At 62.4% G+C, this 18,376-nt stretch carries 15 protein-coding genes and 1 pseudogene; 7 read left to right on the forward strand and 9 right to left on the reverse strand.

All coding sequences use genetic code 11. The features are described 5' to 3' along the window. Positions 1–63: 63 nt before the first annotated feature. Positions 64–933 (reverse strand): NAD(P)-dependent oxidoreductase, encoded by an 870-nt coding sequence (locus E0H22_RS11140; protein ID WP_233025702.1) that lies wholly within the window; start codon positions 931–933, stop codon positions 64–66. A gap of 236 nt (positions 934–1,169) precedes the next feature. Between E0H22_RS11140 and E0H22_RS11145 the strand changes: the two genes are divergently transcribed. Together E0H22_RS11145 and E0H22_RS11150 are read left to right on the forward strand one after the other, a co-directional pair. Beyond that, entirely contained in the window at positions 1,170–2,315 is a 1,146-nt protein-coding gene (locus E0H22_RS11145; RefSeq protein WP_233025703.1) for an Mrp/NBP35 family ATP-binding protein, read from the forward strand. A 207-nt stretch (positions 2,316–2,522) separates the two neighbouring features. Further along, positions 2,523–3,614 carry a TRAP transporter substrate-binding protein gene (locus E0H22_RS11150; RefSeq protein ID WP_233025704.1) on the forward strand — a complete coding sequence of 364 codons (1,092 nt, stop codon included), beginning with the start codon at positions 2,523–2,525 and terminating at the stop codon, positions 3,612–3,614. Between the two features lie 188 nt (positions 3,615–3,802). Here E0H22_RS11150 and E0H22_RS11155 read toward each other — a convergent pair. Further along, positions 3,803–4,150: pseudogene (locus tag E0H22_RS11155) on the reverse strand (GFA family protein). Between the two features lie 180 nt (positions 4,151–4,330). Here E0H22_RS11155 and E0H22_RS11160 point away from each other — a divergent pair. After that, a complete protein-coding gene (locus tag E0H22_RS11160) occupies positions 4,331–5,074 on the forward strand; it encodes a 2-keto-4-pentenoate hydratase (RefSeq protein ID WP_233025705.1) in 744 nt (247 codons plus the stop codon). Positions 5,075–5,086: 12 nt separating this feature from the next. Here the strand turns inward: E0H22_RS11160 and E0H22_RS11165 are convergent, their stop codons facing one another. The 5 genes from E0H22_RS11165 to E0H22_RS11185 all read right to left on the reverse strand — a co-directional run bounded on the left by E0H22_RS11165 (position 5,087) and on the right by E0H22_RS11185 (position 9,771). After that, a complete protein-coding gene (locus E0H22_RS11165; protein ID WP_233025706.1) occupies positions 5,087–6,496 on the reverse strand; it encodes a TRAP transporter large permease in 1,410 nt (469 codons plus the stop codon). Between the two features lie 60 nt (positions 6,497–6,556). Continuing rightward, a complete protein-coding gene (locus E0H22_RS11170; RefSeq protein ID WP_430715273.1) occupies positions 6,557–7,066 on the reverse strand; it encodes a TRAP transporter small permease subunit in 510 nt (169 codons plus the stop codon). Positions 7,067–7,281: 215 nt separating this feature from the next. Next, positions 7,282–8,313, reverse strand: coding sequence for a GTP 3',8-cyclase MoaA (moaA, locus tag E0H22_RS11175; protein ID WP_233025708.1), 1,032 nt, complete (start codon positions 8,311–8,313; stop codon positions 7,282–7,284). 181 nt (positions 8,314–8,494) lie between these two features. Beyond that, positions 8,495–8,938, reverse strand: coding sequence for a hypothetical protein (locus tag E0H22_RS11180; RefSeq protein WP_233025709.1), 444 nt, complete (start codon positions 8,936–8,938; stop codon positions 8,495–8,497). Between the two features lie 149 nt (positions 8,939–9,087). Further along, on the reverse strand, positions 9,088–9,771 hold the full coding sequence (locus tag E0H22_RS11185; RefSeq protein WP_233025710.1) for an HAD family hydrolase: 684 nt from the start codon (positions 9,769–9,771) through the stop codon (positions 9,088–9,090). Between the two features lie 187 nt (positions 9,772–9,958). Between E0H22_RS11185 and rpiA the strand changes: the two genes are divergently transcribed. From rpiA to gor, 3 genes are all read left to right on the forward strand, one after another. Continuing rightward, entirely contained in the window at positions 9,959–10,657 is a 699-nt protein-coding gene (gene rpiA, locus E0H22_RS11190) for a ribose-5-phosphate isomerase RpiA (RefSeq protein WP_233025711.1), read from the forward strand. 24 nt (positions 10,658–10,681) lie between these two features. Further along, positions 10,682–11,221, forward strand: coding sequence for a DUF2059 domain-containing protein (locus E0H22_RS11195; RefSeq protein WP_233025712.1), 540 nt, complete (start codon positions 10,682–10,684; stop codon positions 11,219–11,221). A gap of 173 nt (positions 11,222–11,394) precedes the next feature. After that, positions 11,395–12,789, forward strand: coding sequence for a glutathione-disulfide reductase (gene gor / locus E0H22_RS11200; protein ID WP_233025713.1), 1,395 nt, complete (start codon positions 11,395–11,397; stop codon positions 12,787–12,789). Positions 12,790–13,057: 268 nt separating this feature from the next. Here the strand turns inward: gor and E0H22_RS11205 are convergent, their stop codons facing one another. Both E0H22_RS11205 and E0H22_RS11210 read right to left on the reverse strand, forming a co-directional pair. Next, positions 13,058–15,412, reverse strand: a complete 2,355-nt coding sequence (locus tag E0H22_RS11205) for a TonB-dependent receptor (protein ID WP_233025714.1) — start codon at positions 15,410–15,412, stop codon at positions 13,058–13,060. Between the two features lie 459 nt (positions 15,413–15,871). Further along, entirely contained in the window at positions 15,872–16,762 is an 891-nt protein-coding gene (locus tag E0H22_RS11210) for an alpha/beta hydrolase family protein (RefSeq protein WP_233025715.1), read from the reverse strand. 172 nt (positions 16,763–16,934) lie between these two features. Here E0H22_RS11210 and E0H22_RS11215 point away from each other — a divergent pair, with 172 nt between their 5' ends. Beyond that, complete coding sequence (locus tag E0H22_RS11215; RefSeq protein ID WP_233025716.1) at positions 16,935–18,323, forward strand: class II 3-deoxy-7-phosphoheptulonate synthase; 1,389 nt, start codon at positions 16,935–16,937, stop codon at positions 18,321–18,323. Positions 18,324–18,376 lie beyond the last annotated feature (53 nt).

The raw sequence follows: 18,376 nt of genomic DNA on the forward strand, positions 1-18,376 counted from the left end.
GAGTGCGGCCGGGGAAGCGCAAGACGCTTACCCGGCCGCAGCTTTGTGAGCGGTTAGAAGCGTTTACTTCTCGAATCTTGCGAGAAGGCTCGAAGTATCCCAGCGCTTGCCGCCGATCTTTTCCACCTCGGCATAGAAGTTGTCGACCAGCGCCGTGACGGGCAGGCTGGCGCCGTTGCGGCGGGCTTCGGCGAGGCAGATCGACAGGTCCTTACGCATCCATTCGACGGCGAAGCCGAAGTCGAACTTGCCCTCGTTCATGGTCTTGTGGCGGTTCTCCATCTGCCACGATTGCGCTGCACCCTTGGAGATCACCTCGACAACGGAGTTGACGTCCAGCCCTGCCTTCTTCGCAAAGTGGATGCCCTCGGACAGCGCTTCGACGAGGCCTGCGATGCAGATCTGGTTGACCATCTTGGTGAGCTGGCCGGAGCCGGCCGGACCGAGCAGCTTCTGCATCTTGGCATAGGCGGTGATGATCGGCTCGACCTTGGCATAGACGTCGGCCGTGCCGCCGCACATCACGGTAAGGGCGCCGTTCTCGGCGCCGGCCTGACCGCCGGATACCGGCGCATCGATGAAGTGGAAACCGCCCTTGGTCGCGGCTGCATCGAGCTCACGGGCCACTTCGGCCGAAGCGGTGGTGTGGTCGACGAAAATCTTGCCCTTGCCCATGCCGCTGAAGGCGCCATCGGAGCCGGTGGTCACCGAGCGGAGGTCGTCGTCGTTACCGACGCAGGCCATCACGAAATCCTGGCCCTCTGCGGCGGCCTTCGGGGTCGGGGCAGACTTGCCGCCGAACTTCTCTACCCATGCTTTCGCCTTGGCCGTATTGCGATTGTAGACGGTAACCTCGTGGCCGCCTTTGGTGGCGAGATGGCCGGCCATGGGGAAGCCCATGACGCCGAGACCGATGAAAGCAACTTTGGCCATATCCGAACCCTTAATGTGTTGCCGGCTTGGTCGCCGGCTATCGACTGTGGGGAGGTGAGCGTTCCGCCGGGGGAAACGCGAAGTCGGCGCAGCATAGTCGCTGGACAGGGTGGGGCAAGGGCCCGTTCTGGGCGCGCACATGGGCCTCATGACGAATTTGCGACCGAATTGGCATGGACATGAGACGCAAAGCCTCTATCTCTGCGGTCTGACTTGCGCCGACCGGGAGAGAGCATTTGAGCGTTTCGAAACAACAGGTTCTCGATGGCCTCGCCAAGGTGGCGTCGCCGCGCGGCGTGCCGCTTGTGCATGCCAATGTGTTGTCCGAAATCGCCATCATGGATGGCAAGGTGATGTTCTCCATCAATGTGGATGCGGCCGAGGCGCGCGCCTGGGAGAGCGTGCGTGCGCAGGCGGAAACTGCAGTGCGCGCCATTCCTGGCGTCATCGGTGCGATGGTGGCGCTGACGGCGGAGCGCAAGCCCAGTGCCGCGCCTGCTGCACCGGCGCCGCACCGCCACGGCCCGGGCCATTCCCATGGCGTGCAGCCGGTCTCCGCGCATCGGCCGCATCAGCCGCCGGGCGCACCGTCAGCCATGAGCAAACAGACGGAGATTCCCGGCGTGAAGGCGGTCATCGCCGTGGCGTCGGGCAAGGGCGGTGTCGGCAAATCCACCACCGCGCTGAATGTCGCGCTCGGCCTGCGCGATCTCGGGCTGAAGGTCGGGCTGCTCGACGCCGATATCTACGGCCCGTCGGTGCCGCGTCTCACCGGAATCAACGAGAAGCCGGTGCTCGATGACGAAAAAAAGATGATCCCGATCCAGCGCTTCGGCCTGGCGATCATGTCGATCGGCTTCCTCGTCGAGGAGGAGACCGCGATGATTTGGCGCGGGCCGATGGTGATGTCGGCGATCACCCAGATGCTGCGCGATGTCGCCTGGGGGCAGCTCGACGTGTTGGTCGTCGACATGCCGCCCGGCACCGGCGATGCCCAGCTGACGTTGGCGCAAAACGTGCCGTTGAAGGGCGCGGTGATCGTCTCGACCCCCCAGGACCTGGCGCTGATCGATGCCCGCCGCGGGCTTGCGATGTTCACCAAGGTCAACGTTCCCGTGCTCGGGATCATCGAGAACATGAGTTACTTCCAGTGCCCGGAATGCGGCACCCGCTCGGATATTTTCGGTCATGGCGGCGCCCGCCACGAAGCAGAGCGGCTGGGCGTACCTTTCCTCGGCGAGGTGCCGCTGCATATGTCTATTCGCGCGATGTCGGATGCCGGCACGCCGGTGGTGGTGAGCGAGCCGAACGGCCCGCATGCCGCTGTCTACCAGTCGATCGGCAAGCAGATCCGGGATCGGCTGCAGGCCGTTTTGGCCTGATCGCGCTGCGCCTGCGAAGCCGGCGCAGATGCCGTATAGAACTTTCGTCCAATCAGGCGAACTACGACGCTCGTCTCATTTTCCGCCGCTTCATAACCGTGTTACATCAGCCGCTACCAAGAGCGGCGGCGGTTGAATCGCGCGGTAGTCGCGCCGTCGAAAAGCTCGAAGGATTCGTGGGGAAACGCTTTCAAAAGGAGAGCTTGAATGAAGCGTCGTGAGTTTTTGAAGGTCTCGGCGGCTGGCGCTGCCGGGGCCGCAGCCATTGCCTCGCCGGCGATTGCGCAGTCGATGCCGGAAGTGAAATGGCGCCTAGCGTCGTCATTCCCGAAGTCGCTCGACACCATCTATGGCGGCGCCGAGATGATGGCGAAGCAGGTCTCCGAAATGACCGACGGCAAATTCCAGATCCAGGTCTTCGCGGCCGGTGAACTGGTGCCGGGCCTGCAGGTGCTGGACGCCACCTCGAATGGCACCGTCGAGATGTGCCACACCGTTTCGTACTACTATGTCGGCAAGGACCCAACCTTTGCGATCTTCGCGTCGGTTCCGTTCGGGCTCAATGCGCGCCAGCAGAATTCCTGGTGGTATCAGGGCGGCGGTGAGCAGCTCGGCACCGAGTTCTACAAGAAGTACGGTCTCATCGGTCATCCCTGCGGCAACACCGGCACTCAGATGGGCGGCTGGTTCCGCAAGGAGATCAAGACCGTTGCCGATCTATCCGGCCTCAAGATGCGCATCGGCGGCATTGCCGGTCAGGTCCTGCAGAAGGTCGGCGTCGTACCGCAGCAGCTCGCCGGCGGCGACATCTATCCGTCGTTGGAAAAGGGCACCATCGACGCGGCCGAGTGGGTCGGTCCCTATGACGACCAGAAGCTCGGTTTCCAGAAGGTCGCGAAGTACTACTACTATCCCGGCTTCTGGGAAGGCGGCCCGACGATCCATGCCTTCACCAATCTCGACAAGTTCAACGCGCTGCCGAAGAACTATCAGGCGATCCTCGCCAACGCCTGCGCCAACGCCAATAGCTGGATGGCGGCGCGGTACGACCTGCAGAACCCGCAAGCGCTGAAGCAGCTCGTGGCGTCTGGCACACAGCTGCGTCCGTTCACCAACGAAGTGCTCGATGCCTGCCTCAAGGCGACCAATGAGCTCTGGGCGGACATCTCGTCGAAGAATCCCGACTTCAAGAAGACCATCGATGCGATGCAGGCCTATCGTTCCGACGAATATCTGTGGTGGCAGGTCGCCGAATACACGTTCGATAGCTTCATGATCCGCTCGCGCACCCGCGGCTGATCGAGGCTTCCGGAAGATACGAAAAGCCCGGTCTCCGCGAAGAGGCCGGGCTTTTCATTTTCGTCATTGCGAGCGAGGCGAACCAATCCGGTTCTGTGCTGGCGGTTTGCTGGATTGCTGCGTCGCTTCGTTCGGGGAAGAGCCTTCGGCTTTTCCCGATCTCGCAATGATGGTGATATCTGCTGGCGCTAGAAACTCGCTCCGTCCACTTTTCGGATCTCCAGCGTCGCGAGATCGATCGACGGCACGCAGCGCAGATTGATGGCGGCCATCACCGCACCATTCGGGCCTTTGCCCTCGCCATAAGGTGCGATGCCACAGGTCGCACAGAAATGGTGCGCGATATTGTGCTTGTTGAACTGGTAAGTCGAGATCTTCTCAACAGGCGTTTTCAGCGTGAACTACTCGCGCGGTACGAAAGCCAAAAGCCCACCGCGCCGCCGGCACATCGAGCAATTGCAGTCTATGGCCGAGGTGAACTCTCCATCGACGTCGAATGCAATGCCGCCGCAATGACAGCTTCCTTCATAGCGCATGGATGATACTTCCCTTAGACGCAGCGATTCTATCGGTCAGTCAAATGAATACTACAGGCGACTGTTCATGTCTCGCTTCAAGCCCGCAACAGGTGCACTATGCTTGCGTCTCATGATGCGTCAGGATCGAAGGACTGGCGCGGTGTGAATAAGCAGAGCCGATCTGAAAGAAAGATTGTCATGACCGAAGCCGAAATCGCCGCCGCCGCCGAGATTCTCACCCAGGCACGTCGTAACGGAACTCAAATCGACGGCTTGCCGGTGACGCCATCATCGGTGGCGGAGGGACATGCGATTCAGGATCGCGTGGCGGCACTGCTCGGCGAGCCCATCGGCGCCTTCAAGGCCAGCGCGCCGCCGGATGGCGAGCCCACCCGCGGCCTGATCGAGGCGCGGATGGTACGTACGAGCCCGGCGCGGATGTTGGTCTCGGAAGCTCCGCATTGCGGCGTAGAGGGCGAGACCGCCTTTCGGTTCACCCGCGACCTGCCGGAGCGCAGCGAGCCCTATTCGCGCAAGGAGGTTGCCGCTGCGGTGTCGGTTTTGCCTGTCATCGAGGTCGTCTCAGGCCGCTTTCGCGAACCGCTCGCCCGACCGAAGCTGGAGCAGCTTGCCGATGGTGGGATCAATGCGGGACTGGTGATCGGGCCGGAGACAGCGGACTGGTCGCATCTCGATCTGGCGAACCTGCGCATGACCTTCATCGTCAACGGCGAGGTGCTGATCGAGCGCGAAGGCGGTCATCCCACCGATGATCCGATCGCAGGTGCCGTGGCACTGGCAAACATGATGCCGGGTGGCGTGAAAGCGGGGCAGATCGTGACGACGGGAAGCTGGACCGGACTGCCGTTCTTGCAGCCCGGCGATCGATGCATCGTTCGCTTTGAAGGGTTGGGCGAAGCCGAAGTGGTGTTCGACGGCTAGCCCGTTCTTCGACTATTTCGGCTGCCCGAAGTCCGGCATCGCCGGCATCTCGATCTGCGGGATCTCGATTTTCACGTTGCTCGTATCGACCACCGTGTTGTCGATCCAGTAGGTCACGAGGCCCGGCCACATGATGACGATGATCACGAGCAGGATCTGCATGCCGACCCACGGGATTGCGCCGAGATAGATGTCGCGGCTCTTCACTTCCGGCGGAGCGATGCCGCGCAGGTAGAACAGTGCGAAGCCGAACGGCGGATGCATGAATGAGGTCTGCATGTTGACGCAGAGCAGCACGCCGAACCAGACGAGATCGATGCCAAGCTTCGCTGCGACCGGTGCCAGCAGCGGAATGATGATGAAGGCGATCTCGAAGAAGTCGAGGAAGAACGCCAGGAAGAACACGAAGATGTTCACGAAGACCAGGAAACCGACCTTGCCGCCGGGCAGGCCCGTGAGCAGGTGTTCGATCCAGTGAGAACCGTCCATGCCCTGGAATACGAGGCTGAAGCAGGTCGAACCGATCAGGATGAACACCACCATCGAGGTCAGGCGCATGGTCGAGGTCATCGCCTGTTCGACCAGCGGCCAGGTGAGGCGCCGATGCAGAGCGGCGAGTACCATGGCGCCGACCGCGCCCATAGCGCCGGCTTCGGTCGGCGTTGCGAGGCCGAGGCCGATGGTGCCGAGCACCAGGAAGATCAGAACGATGGAGGGGATCATGCCCCACAGCACTCGGCTGATCAGTTTCCAGCCCATCGGCTCGCGTGCGTGCTCCGGAATCGGCGGCATCGAATTCGGACGCAGGATCGACATCATGACGATGAACAGCAGGAAGATCACGACCTGCAGGATCGAGGGGCCGATGGCGCCGAGATACATGTCGCCGACCGAACGGCCGAGCTGGTCGGCGAGCACGATCAGCACCAGCGACGGCGGGATCAACTGGGTGATGGTGCCGGATGCCGCGATAACGCCGGTGGCCAGCTTCATGTCGTAGCCGTAGCGCATCATGATCGGCAGCGAGATCACGCCCATGGCGATCACGGATGCCGCAACCGTGCCGGTGATGGCGCCGAGAATCGCGCCGACGATGATGACCGCGTAAGCGAGACCGCCGGGGACCTTGCCGAACAGTTGCCCGGTGCCTTCGAGCAGATCTTCGGCGAGACCGCAGCGCTCCAGAATGGCGCCCATGAATGTGAAGAACGGGATCGACAGCAGCAGGTCATTGGAGATGGTGCCATAGAAGCGGAACGGCAGCGCCTGCAGGAACGACGGATCGAAGTGCCCCGTGAAGATGCCGAGAATGCCGAAAAACAGGCCGACGGCGGCGAGTGAGAAGGCGACCGGGAAGCCGAACACCATGAAGCAGATCATGGTGCCGAACATCAGCGGGGGCATCACGCCATAGGAAAACATCGGTGGTCCCTAACTATCGAATGCGTATCGTCGAATGGGCGGGGCAAAAAGAAAACGCCGCTATTGCAGCGGCGCTTCGTAATGGGTGTCGATCTTGACGAGGCCGGCGAGGGCGGCGATGCGCTTGGCGAGTTCGGCAAAGCCCTGCAGCACCAGCAGCGCGAAGCCGACCGGCAGCACGAGTTTCACCGGCCACAGGATCAGGCCGCCGGCATTGCTGGAAGATTCCTGAGAATTCCACGAATTCAGGAAGAACGGGATCGTCATGTAAGTGAGATAGATCATCGCCGGCAGCAGGAAGACGCACAGGCCGATAATGTCGATCCACAGTCGTGTGCGGTCGGAGACGGCGGAGTAGAGCAGATCGACGCGCACGTGCTCGTTGAGGCGTAGGGTCTGCGCGGCACCGAAGAACACGATGCCCGCGAACATGTACCACTGGATTTCGAGCCAGCCGTTCGACGAGTAATGGAAGAGATAGCGGATGGTCGCGTTGCCGGCGCTGATCAGGCAGGCCAGCATCACCAGCCATTTTGCGACAAAGCCGAAGGCATCGCTCAGCCTGTCGATGGCGCTCGTGAATTTGAGTACGTCCACGGTTTCCCCCGAAATTCGCCCAGGTCTTCGCGAGCCTCGTCTTTCCCACTGAGAAAGCGGAGCTTTTTCCGCTGCGCGAAGAAAATTTGCGGCACCATTTCAGCGCGTCATGCGATCGTCAATCAGAAATTGACGATTGCGGACAGGCCATTGGTCGGGGGTCTTGGGGCGGGTACCGGGCGGGCAGGTCAGCCGCCGGTGACGCTCATATGCCGGGACACGCTCGGCCGGTTGTGACGGCGGTCGATGATGAAATCGTGGCCTTTCGGCTTCAAGCCGATGGCGCGGTCGATGGTGGCGTTCAGGAGATCGTTGTCGGCGGAGGCGCGCAGTGGCTTGCGCAGGTCGGACGCGTCCTCGTGGCCGAGGCAGGTGTGGATTGTGCCGGTACAGGTGATGCGGACGCGATTGCACGATTCGCAGAAGTTATGGGTCATCGGCGTGATGAAGCCGAGCTTGCCGCCGGTTTCCGCGACGCGGACATAGCGGGCAGGGCCGCCGGTATTGTCGGGCAGGTCGGTGAGCGTATAGCGGCTGGCGAGCCGCGCGCGCAGTAGCGACAGCGGGACATACTGGTCGATACGGCCTTCGCCGATATCGCCCATGGGCATCACCTCGATCAGCGTCAGCGCCATGTCGCGGCCATGTGCCCATTCCATCAGCAACGGGATCTCGTCCTCATTGAGATTCTTCAGCGCGACGGCATTGATCTTCACGGCGAGGCCGGCGGCCTGCGCGGCATCGATACCGGCCATCACCTTGGCGAGATCGCCCCAGCGCGTAATGGTCCTGAATTTGTCGGCATCCAGCGTGTCGAGCGAGACATTGATCCGCTTCACGCCGCAATCGGCGAGTTCGTCCGCATATTTGGCGAGCAGCGAGCCGTTGGTGGTGAGCGTCAGCTCCTTCAGTGCACCGGTCTTCAGATGTCGCGACAGCGAGCGTACGAGGCCCATCACGTTCCGGCGCACCAGAGGCTCACCGCCGGTGAGCCGGAGCTTGGTGACGCCCTTGGCAATGAAAGCCGAGCAGAGGCGGTCGAGCTCTTCCAGCGTCAGCAGATCGGCTTTCGGCAGAAAGGTCATGTCTTCCGACATGCAATAGAAACAGCGCAGGTCGCAGCGGTCGGTAACAGATACACGCAGATAACTAATCCGCCGCCCGAACGGATCGGTCATGGCAGAGGGGGTCTGTGCGGGGGTGAGCGTAGTGACCGACATTCCAAACGCCTTGCTACATGCAACGGACGGCGCGTCCGCCACTTGTCACAATGTAATCACGCAGCATCTCTGGCACAATTGCGCCGAACGTCGAGAGGCGTTTGCTTATGAGGCGATTTGAAAACCCTATTCCGGAGGATGATGGCGGATCGAACCTGGTCCGATCCGCCTGTCCGCGCCATCAGCGCGGATTGGGGAAAGGCGAGGTGCCCGCTTCAGCGGGGGCCGCTGCCGGAGCAGGCGCGGCGGCGCGCTTCTTGGCAGCCTTGCGGCCCTTGCGCGGTGGCGTCGCCGGCTGCAGCTCGGCGACAACCGGGCTCGGATCGACGGTGGTCCGGGCAGGCGAGGTGAAATCGCCGGGCACACGGGTCACGCTCACCGGAACCGTTACGGGCTGGAACTTCGGCAGCGTGAAGGTCACTTCGAAATTGCCTTCGGTGACGATCGGCAACGAACAGGGAGTCGTACAGGCCGGCCCGATCGAGGTCTTCGCCTCGGCGCCGGGCGGCGTCGATTCGAACTGGACGGTAACGGGCTCGGGTGCCGATTTGAAGGCATCCATGGAGAACGATGAGCAGCCAGCGAGGCTCAGGCCCGCTGCCGTCAATACCAATACTCGACGCATAGTTGAATCCGTATACTTTCGCGGCTTGCCGCAGTCCCCACAGGCACAATAGGAGCGCAGGTCCAATGACGCAACCAGCCGGCGCGTGATAGTTAATAGATGGTTAATCCCATCGTGGAGAAGCCTGAAAAACTCAACTAATTGAGCGGCTAAGGGCGTGTGGCATGGATCAGTCGCTCAACCGTGGCGGGCAAATCGCGGAAATGATCGATGATCACGTCGGGCTTCAGTTCGGCGATAGGGGTCTCCGTATAGCCGAAAGTGACGCCGATCACCGGCACATTGGCGCGTCGTGCCACGCCCACATCCGGTCCTGCATCGCCGACCATCACCACCGCCGACATCACGCCGCCGGCCTGGGCCACAGTCTGCTGCAGGATCACGGGATCGGGCTTGGAGACACCGAAGGTGTCGGCGCCGCAGATCGCCGCGAACCGCGCGCTGAGGCCGAGCTTGTCGAGCAGCAGTTTCGACAGCCATTCCAGCTTGTTGGTACAGACAGCGAAGCGGTAGCCCTTCCTTTCCAGCACATCCAGCGCCGCGACCAGCCCGTCGAAAGGGCGCGAGTCGTCGGCGATATGCGCGGCGTAATAATCGATGAAATCCGCGGTCAGCCGGGTCACCTCCCCGGGCGTCATTTCGCGGCCCTCGATCTCAAGCCCGCGCTCGATCAGGCGGCGGGCGCCCTGGCCGATCATCTTGCGCGCCGATTCCAGCGGCACGGGCGCGAGGCCTTCGCGCGCCAGCACATGATTGAGGGCGCTGATCAGATCGGGGGCGGTATCGACGAGGGTGCCGTCGAGGTCGAAAACGACGAGGGGAGCTTTGGTCATGCGGGATCGCTAGCGGGCCACGCCCGATCCCGCAAGACCGCTCTGCGGACGCCAGTCGGCTTTCCCGGGAAAGCAGGCCTGTTTCCTGGGAAAGCAGGTCTTGCACCCTGTTCCTCCCCCACAAACGTCGCTAGATATGCCGCGCTCCCGCCTGCGGGACCGATCTGACTGCGAGGACGACCAGCCAATGGATATGGATGCACTGAAACGACAGGCCGCCGCCAAGGCGCTGGAACAGGTGCAGGACGGCATGAAGCTCGGCCTCGGGACCGGCTCGACCGCGAAGCATTTCGTCGATCTTCTGGGCGAGCGCGTGAAGGGGGGGCTCAAAGTGGTCGGCGTGCCGACATCGGAGGCCACGCGCATCCAGGCCGAAGCTTGCAACATCCCGCTGACCACGCTGGACGACATCGATCATCTCGACATCACCGTGGACGGCGCGGACGAGGCCGATCCCGACCTCAATCTCATCAAGGGCGGCGGCGGCGCGCTGCTGCGTGAGAAAATCGTCGCGGCAGCCTCGGACCGCATGATCGTCATTGCCGACGACAGCAAATGGGTGCCGAAGCTCGGCCGTTTTCCGCTGCCCATCGAGGTCGTTCCGTTCGGTCTCGGCGCCACCCGCCGGGCCATCGAAAACGTGTTCGCGCAATGCCGCCTGTCCGGCGAGATGGCGGTTCGTCTTGGCAAGGACGGTCATGCTTTGGTCACCGATGGCGGCCACTGGATCGTCGATGCCAAGCTCGGAACCATCACCGACGCACCCCGTCTGGCGGCGCTTCTCGGTGCCATTCCCGGCGTCGTCGAACATGGACTGTTTATCGGCCTGGCGCGCACCATCGTGCTCGCCGGCTCGGATGGAATTCGCGTCGTTGAGCGGCCCTAGGGCTGCGTTCTCAAGGAGACTCCCATGAAAACCCTGTCGAAACTGCTGCTCTCCGCCAGCCTCGTGCTCGGCGCCGCGGCCGCAACCTTGCCGGCCTCCGCCCAGCAGCCCGCGACGCCGCCGGCTGAGCGTCCGATCAAGCCGGCATCGCCGGCCGCCATCGGCTACGCCAAGGAAATCCTGCAGATGAAGAATGCGAGCGCGATGTATGCGAACGCCATTCCGAACATGGTCCAGCGCGTCAAGGATTCGCTGCTCTCGAGCAATCTGAACTACCAGAAGGATCTCAACGAGGTCGCGGTGATCGTCGCGCAGGCCAATGCCGGCCGCGACAAGGAGATCGGCGAGCAGATGGCGAAGATCTATGCCAGCGACTTCACCGAAGCCGAGCTGAAGGATCTCGCGGCGTTCTACAAGTCGCCACTCGGCCAGAAGCTGCTGCAGATGGAGCCGCAGTCCATTTCTGCCAGCGTGAACTATATGCAGCAGTGGGCGCAGCAATTCGCCGAGCAGGTGAACGGCCAGTTCCGCGCCGAAATGCGCAAACGCGGCAAGGAAATCTGAGGAGGCGAACCTGTCCCGGACGCGGTGTAGCCTTGCGATGCAATTGCATCGCTGGCTTGCGCAGCTCCGCAGAGCCGAGACAGTTCTAAACGCCGGAGTTTGCGACGATCCCGGCTCTGCGAAGCGGCACTTCGCGCCGCATCGCGTCCGGGAAACAGAGTTCGGAGCAATTCATGTCCAGCAAGTCTGACTTCGACGTCGACCTCTTTGTTATCGGCGGTGGTTCAGGCGGCGTTCGCGCCGCCCGCATCGCCGCCGGTTACGGCGCCAGCGTCATGGTCGCCGAGGAATATCGCTTCGGGGGCACCTGCGTCATCCGCGGCTGCGTGCCGAAGAAGCTGATGGTCTATGCCTCGCATGTCGCGCGTGACATCGATGATGCCAAGGGATTTGGCTGGACGATCCCGACCGCGACCTTCGACTGGCCGACCTTCATCGCCGCGAAGGACAAGGAAATTGCCCGACTCGAGGGCATCTACACCGCCAATGTGGAGAAGCCCGGCGCAAGGACCGTCAAGGCGCGCGCCGTGTTCGAGGACCCGCATACGCTGAAGCTCAGCAATGGCGAGACCGTCCGTGCCAAACACATCCTGATCGCCACCGGCGGCACGCCCAGCCACGGGCCCGCGATCCCCGGCATCGAGCATGTGATCTCGTCCAACGAGGTTTTCCATCTGCCCGAATTGCCGAAGCGCATCGTCATCCAGGGCGGCGGCTATATTGCGCTGGAGTTCGCCTGCATCTTCGCCGGTCTTGGCTCGGCAGTCACCGTCGTCTATCGCGGTGACAATATCCTTCGCGGCTTCGATGAAGACGTCCGCGTCCATGTCCGCAAGGAGATGGAGAAGCAGGGCATCACCATCCTGACCGGCTGTACGGTCAAGGCCGTTGACAAGCATCGCCACGAACTCACGGCGCATCTGTCCGGCGGCGCCAGCATCGCCGCAGACCAGGTGCTGTTCGCCATCGGCCGGCACGCCAATACGAAGAACCTCGGCCTGGAGAAGGCCGGTGTGAATTTCAAGCACAGCGACGGCGCTATCATCGTCAACGAATTCTCGCAGACCAATGTCCCGCACATCTATGCGGTGGGCGATGTCACCAATCGCGTCAACCTGACGCCAGTGGCGATCCGCGAGGGCCATGCCTTTGCCGATACCGTGTTCGGCGGCAAGACCGTGAAGGTCGATCACAGCAATATCCCGACGGCGGTGTTCACGCAGCCGGAAGTCGGCACGGTCGGCATGACCGAGGAAGAGGCGCGCGCCAAATTCAGTCTCGTCGATATCTACAAGACCGATTTCCGCGGCATCAAATCCACCATTTCCGGCAGCGAGAGCCGTGTGCTGATGAAGCTGATCGTCGACGGTTCGACCGATGTGGTGGTCGGCTGCCACATCGTCGGCCCGGAGGCCGCGGAGTTGATCCAGATCCTCGGCATCTGCATCAAGCTAAAGGCGACGAAGGCGGATTTCGATGCGACGGTCGCCGTGCATCCCAGCGCCGCCGAAGAGCTGGTGACGATGAGGACGCCGACGGCGCGTTACGTGCGCGAGGCGGCGGAATAACGCTCTGTCCCTCATGGTGAGGAGGCGCGCAGCGCCGTCTCGAACCATGAGATGGCTGGCTCGGCGCTCTTCGGCCATCCTTCGAGACGCCGCTACGCGGCTCCTCAGGATGAGGGACGGAGAAGCGAGATGCTGAGTTGAACGCGGTATTGTCCCAAGCAAAAGCAGTCGAAAAGCGCCCCAGACCGCTTTATGAGTCAGACTTTCAGGATGAGGGAAGAGATAAAACGGGCGGCCCGAAAATAGGCCGCCCGTTTTGATATGCGCATCAAAAATTCCCGATCGCCGAGATACGGAATGTCCGCGGCAGGCCCGGCGACAGGTTGTTGTTGCCGTCCGCTGAGGCCCAGTAGCCCTTGTTGAAGATGTTCTCCACGTTGAGCTGCAGCTTCCAGTTCTGGTTGATCTTCGCATAGAGCGCGGCATCGAAGCGGACGAAGCCGGGCAGGCGTACGCTGTCATCCGACGAGGCGTAAGAGTTGGAGAAGTAGATCATGCCTACGGCCGCAGCCCAGATCGGATCGATCTGCACCTTGTTCCACCATGAGAACTGATTGTAGGGTACGAGCTGGACGCGATTGCCGGCGAGGATGGTCGCCGATGTATCGCTGGTCACCCGCGCATCCGTATAGGAATAGCCCACCGTCGACTGCCAGATATCCGTGACATAGCCGTTGAGGGTGGTTTCGAAGCCGCGGATGCGGTTCTTGCCGGACAGGAAGAAGGTGCCGTCGCCGTTCGGGTTGGCCAGCGGCACGTTCGTGCGGTCGAGCTGATACACCGCCGCAGTATATTGCAGGCGCGGCAGGATGTTGTACTTCACCCCGACTTCCTTGTTGTCGAACTTCTGCGGATCGAGCAGCACGGTGGACGACGACAATGCGCTGAACTGGTCGCCCGATGCCGGCAGATACGAAATGCTGTAGCTGCCATAGACCGAGAGATTGTCGATCGGCTTGACGATGACGGCGGCGCGCGGCGACAGCTTGCCGTCGGTACGGCTACGCGAGATACCGGTGTTCTGGTCGAGCGCCTGCAGATCGAAATTGTCGTAGCGTACGCCCGCGATCACCTGCAGCCAGCGGGTAATGTCGATCTGGTCCTGCACGTAACCCGACGCGATATTGAGGCGATATTTGCTGTTCGCATCGCTTGCCTGGTGAATGAAGGTCACCGGGCCGAGATAGGCGCTGTCGAAAGGATTGGCCGCGATGGTGTTGCTCAGGCCGCCGCCGGCCGTCGGGAAAAAGCCGGTGTTGCGGAAGGAGAGGCCACTCTGGCGGCCGAATTCGGTACCGAAAGCGAGGGTGTGGAACACCGGACCGGTCCACGTCTTGTAGGTGAAGTCGGTCTGGTTGAAGATGTTTTCGCGGTTTGTGGTGTTGTTATAGGCGGCGCGGTTGAACGATGTGTCTGACGTATTGACTGCGCCCGACAGTGCGCCGCCGCCGGGACAGATGTTCTGATAGCCGCGCTTGAAGTCGGCATACATCGTCGCATTGCGTACGGTGAGGCCGTTCTCGAAATCATGATCGATCACTGCCGATGCGCGGTTCATGTCGACATAGGACCGGTTCAGCCCCGGCGCGCCGAAAAAGGCGGTGAGGTCGCCATTCGGTGCGAAGGGCAGCGCCGGATTGAAGCGCGTCGAGGACGGTGCGGTGTTGCTCAGCGCCTGCGAGGGATTGCCGCGATCGGCGGTGCGCTCGTCATGGAACAGTTCGTAGTCGAGCTTGATCGTGGTGGTGTCGTTCGGTTTCAGCGTCACCGAGGGATTGAGGCCGTAGCGTTCCAGCTTGCCAAACTGGCGGAACGTGTCGGAGCCCTCATACATCGCGTTCAGGCGCACCGCGACGTCGGGATTGACGCTTTGTCCGAAATCCAGCGTGAAGCGGCGGTCGCCATAGGAGCCTGATTGCAGCGTGGTTTGATAGACGCGCTGGCCATCGGCTTCCTTCAGCGTGCGGTTGACCAGACCGCCGCCGGCGCCGCGGCCGAAGATCAGCGCGCTCGGGCCCTTCAGTACCTCGACGCTCTGCGCGTTGTAGAGATCGCGGAAATACTGCACGTCATCGCGGAAGCCGTTGACGAAAAAGTTGGCGCTGGAATCGACGCCGCGGATCACCAGTTCGTCGCGATTGCCCTCGCCCTGATGGATCGCGACGCCGGGCACGTAGCGCGTCACGTCGGTCATCCCCGGAAAGGCCTGGTCCTGGATATAGTCCTTGGTCAGTACGCTGATCGATTGCGGAATATTTAGCAGCGGCGTGTCGGTCTTGGTCGCGGTGGAGGTCGAGTTGGCATAGATGCCGACGGTGCCGGTGCGCACGTCATGCGGTTGGTTGAAGGCCGGCACCGGTTTGGCAGGGGGGTCCGGTCGCGTGGCGGCGGTACGGCGACGCGTGGTCGCGGCCGCACGCGGGGTGGCGGCGGTGCGGCGCGAGCGGCGTACGGTGTTCGGCGCATCCACCGTGACCGGCGGCAGCGCGGAGGCGCGCGGGGTCGTGGTCTGGGCGTGGGCATCCGGCGTTGCCAGCAGCGTCAGCGCCAGCGTGCTGGCGGACAGCAGCGTCGCGTGCGCCAGCAGTTTCGTGAGTGATAGTGTCTTGATGCCGTGACGCATGCGTCGCTCCCCAGAGGTCCCCGTACAAATTGTCGCACCTGTAAGTGCTTGATCGCTCATGGGGGAGGAAGGGCGCGCGCGTAAAGCCCAAAGGTGGCAACTAAATTTGTCCGCGCGGACGGAATAAATCCGGAAGTGTGCTGTCTGGAACGAGTCTAAGTTTGATGCGACGAAAAGCCCCTGAAAAATCGACGTTTTTCGATTGACGCCGTTTCGGCTCCGCCACCGGACGGCCTGGGATTGTTCGAGATATTCTAAGGTTGTGGGGAAATTGTAGAGGTCGTTTTGAACGTCGCACTGCTCCTCCGCCTCATCCTGAGGCGCGCGCATCGCGCGCGTTTCGAAGGATGGCCGCGCGCTCGGAGCCGGACAATCTCATGGTTTGAGACGGCGCTGTCAGCGGCGCAATTGCGCCGCTAGGCCTCCTCACCGTGAGGAGCGGACTAAGCCGCGCCGCCGCTAATCCTCCATCTGCAGCCATTCGGCCGCGCCCCGCCATAGCGTGTCGCGATGCTCCGGGCGGAAGAACCCGAAGTGTCCGATCTTGTCGCTGCCAGCCTCGATCGGCCGGATCGTATCGATGTCCGGCTTGATTGATGTGAAGCCCGCACACAGCATCTCTACCGCCGGCCGTGTCGCCCATGGGTCATCGGAGAAGCTCAGTGCCCGCAGTGCGCCGCGATATCTTGGGAAATTCGCCAAGGCGCGCAGTTTGCGGTCATCGAAGAAATAATGGTCGCTGGTCACCCAGTTCGCCCATTCGAGGAACACGCCTTTTGGCAAATCGAGCCCAAGGCCGATCTTGCCTGGGGCATAGCCCATCGCCTGTGCCAACGGCTTGCCGATGAATTTCATCAGCGCGTAGATGCGATAGTTCTCCGGCGGCGTCATCAGACGCCATGTGCCGGCCTGCGCCGCGACGAGCAAGGCGCGCGATACGTCCGCATTGTTCGGGATCAGTCCCAGCGCCTGGCCGCCGAAGGAGTGGCCGACATAGCCGAGCGGCAGCTTGTAGCGCTCGCGCATCCAGTTGACCGCCGCGACAACGTCGAGCGCTGCCCAGTCGGTCATCGAGGCCTTGAAGCCGCGCAGCGACGTCGCGCCCTTCGGCCGGGAGTCGCCGGTGCCACGATAGTCGTAAGTGAGTACGGCGCAGCCACGGTTCGCCAGATAGCTGGCAAAGCCCTTGTAGATTTTCCGCGGTACGGCAGTGGCGGAGTTGATCAGGACGGCATGGGTGCGGGTACCGCGCGGCAGATACAGCGTCGCGCCGAGCGGAAAACCGTCGGTGGCCGGAATAGCGATGTCGTCGGAAAATGCGTCGTCAGGCGCAGCGTCCGGCAGTCTCATCCTTTAGTTCCCCCAAATCACGACAAGCAAATGCGAATTCGGCTGCTCTGGCAAGGGCTTGACGCGCATCGCCGAAGCGCGCGGGGGTGGATTTCCAACTGGCGGAGCGTATATGACCCATGTATAACGCGGCCTCCGCAGCCATAACGCGCGGTTTTCAGGAGACAATTCAATGTCCGAGCGGTGGACACCCGAGAGCTGGCGGGGCAAGCCCGTCATGCAGATGCCGGAATATCCGGATGCCAAGGCCTTGGCCGATGTCGAGGCGCAGCTCGCAACGTTTCCGCCGCTCGTTTTTGCGGGTGAGGCCCGCAACCTGAAGAAGCAGCTCGCCAGAGTGGCCAATGGCGAGGCTTTCCTCCTGCAGGGCGGTGATTGCGCCGAGTCCTTTGCCGAGCATGGCGCGAACAACATCCGCGACTTCTTCCGCGCCTTCCTGCAGATGTCGGTGGTGCTCACCTATGCCGGCGCGCTGCCGGTGGTGAAGGTCGGCCGCATCGCCGGCCAGTTCGCCAAACCGCGCTCCTCGCCGATCGAGAAGGCGAACGGGCAGGAGCTGCCGAGCTATCGCGGCGACATCATCAACGACATCGCCTTCACGGCGGAATCCCGCGTGCCGGATCCGCAGCGCCAGCTAATGGCCTATCGCCAGTCGGCCGCGACGCTGAACCTCTTGCGCGCCTTCGCCTCGGGCGGCTTCGCCAATCTCGGCAGCGTGCATCAGTGGATGCTCGGCTTCCTCAAGGATTCGCAGCAGTCGCGCCGTTACAAGGAATTGGCGGACCGCATCTCCGACGCGCTGAATTTCATGCGCGCCTGCGGCCTCGATCTCGAAGCCCATCCGGAGCTGCGCTCGACGGATTTCTACACCAGCCACGAAGCGCTGCTGCTCGGCTACGAGCAGGCTTTCACCCGCGTGGATTCCACGACGGGCGACTGGTACGCGACCTCCGGGCACATGCTGTGGATCGGCGATCGCACGCGCCAGCTCGACCATGCGCATGTCGAATACTTCCGCGGCATCAGGAATCCGATCGGTCTCAAATGTGGCCCGTCGCTGAAGCCGGATGAGCTGCTGAAGCTGATCGATGTCCTCAACCCGGACAACGAGGCCGGCCGCCTGACGCTGATCGGCCGCTTCGGCCATGAGAAGGTCGGCGAGCATCTGCCGGGCTTTATCCGCGCCGTGCAGAAGGAAGGCCGCAAGGTGGTGTGGTCGTGCGATCCCATGCACGGCAACACGATCACGTCGAATTCGGGCTACAAGACCCGTCCGTTCGACCGCATCCTGTCCGAAGTGAAGTCGTTCTTCCAGATTCACCAGGCCGAAGGCACCCATGCCGGTGGCGTGCATCTGGAGATGACCGGTCAGAACGTCACCGAATGCACTGGCGGCGCCCGCGCGATCTCCGACGAGGATCTCAACGACCGCTATCACACGGTCTGCGATCCCCGCCTGAACGCCGAGCAGGCCATCGATATGGCGTTCCTGATCGCCGAACTGCTGAAGACCGCGCGCGCCGACAAGGCCCAGCCGCTGCCGGCCGTCTCGGGTCTCTGATTGCGTGTCCCGGCTCTGCGAAGCGGCACCTCGTGCCGCATCGCGTCCCGGAC

This window comes from Rhodopseudomonas boonkerdii, assembly GCF_021184025.1.
GTDB lineage: Bacteria > Pseudomonadota > Alphaproteobacteria > Rhizobiales > Xanthobacteraceae > Tardiphaga > Tardiphaga boonkerdii.

Excerpts from the sequence above, each read along its gene's own strand:
- E0H22_RS11185 (WP_233025710.1), bottom strand. The coding sequence starts at position 9,771 with ATGACCAAAGCTCCCCTCGTCGTTTTCGACCTCGACGGCACCCTCGTC.
- E0H22_RS11165 (WP_233025706.1), bottom strand. The coding sequence starts at position 6,496 with ATGTTTTCCTATGGCGTGATGCCCCCGCTGATGTTCGGCACCATGATC.
- rpiA (WP_233025711.1), top strand. The coding sequence starts at position 9,959 with ATGGATATGGATGCACTGAAACGACAGGCCGCCGCCAAGGCGCTGGAA.
- E0H22_RS11140 (WP_233025702.1), bottom strand. The coding sequence starts at position 933 with ATGGCCAAAGTTGCTTTCATCGGTCTCGGCGTCATGGGCTTCCCCATG.
- E0H22_RS11150 (WP_233025704.1), top strand. The coding sequence starts at position 2,523 with ATGAAGCGTCGTGAGTTTTTGAAGGTCTCGGCGGCTGGCGCTGCCGGG.
- E0H22_RS11195 (WP_233025712.1), top strand. The coding sequence starts at position 10,682 with ATGAAAACCCTGTCGAAACTGCTGCTCTCCGCCAGCCTCGTGCTCGGC.
- E0H22_RS11160 (WP_233025705.1), top strand. The coding sequence starts at position 4,331 with ATGACCGAAGCCGAAATCGCCGCCGCCGCCGAGATTCTCACCCAGGCA.
- E0H22_RS11180 (WP_233025709.1), bottom strand. The coding sequence starts at position 8,938 with ATGCGTCGAGTATTGGTATTGACGGCAGCGGGCCTGAGCCTCGCTGGC.
- E0H22_RS11215 (WP_233025716.1), top strand. The coding sequence starts at position 16,935 with ATGTCCGAGCGGTGGACACCCGAGAGCTGGCGGGGCAAGCCCGTCATG.
- E0H22_RS11210 (WP_233025715.1), bottom strand. The coding sequence starts at position 16,762 with ATGAGACTGCCGGACGCTGCGCCTGACGACGCATTTTCCGACGACATC.
- moaA (WP_233025708.1), bottom strand. The coding sequence starts at position 8,313 with ATGTCGGTCACTACGCTCACCCCCGCACAGACCCCCTCTGCCATGACC.
- gor (WP_233025713.1), top strand. The coding sequence starts at position 11,395 with ATGTCCAGCAAGTCTGACTTCGACGTCGACCTCTTTGTTATCGGCGGT.
- E0H22_RS11205 (WP_233025714.1), bottom strand. The coding sequence starts at position 15,412 with ATGCGTCACGGCATCAAGACACTATCACTCACGAAACTGCTGGCGCAC.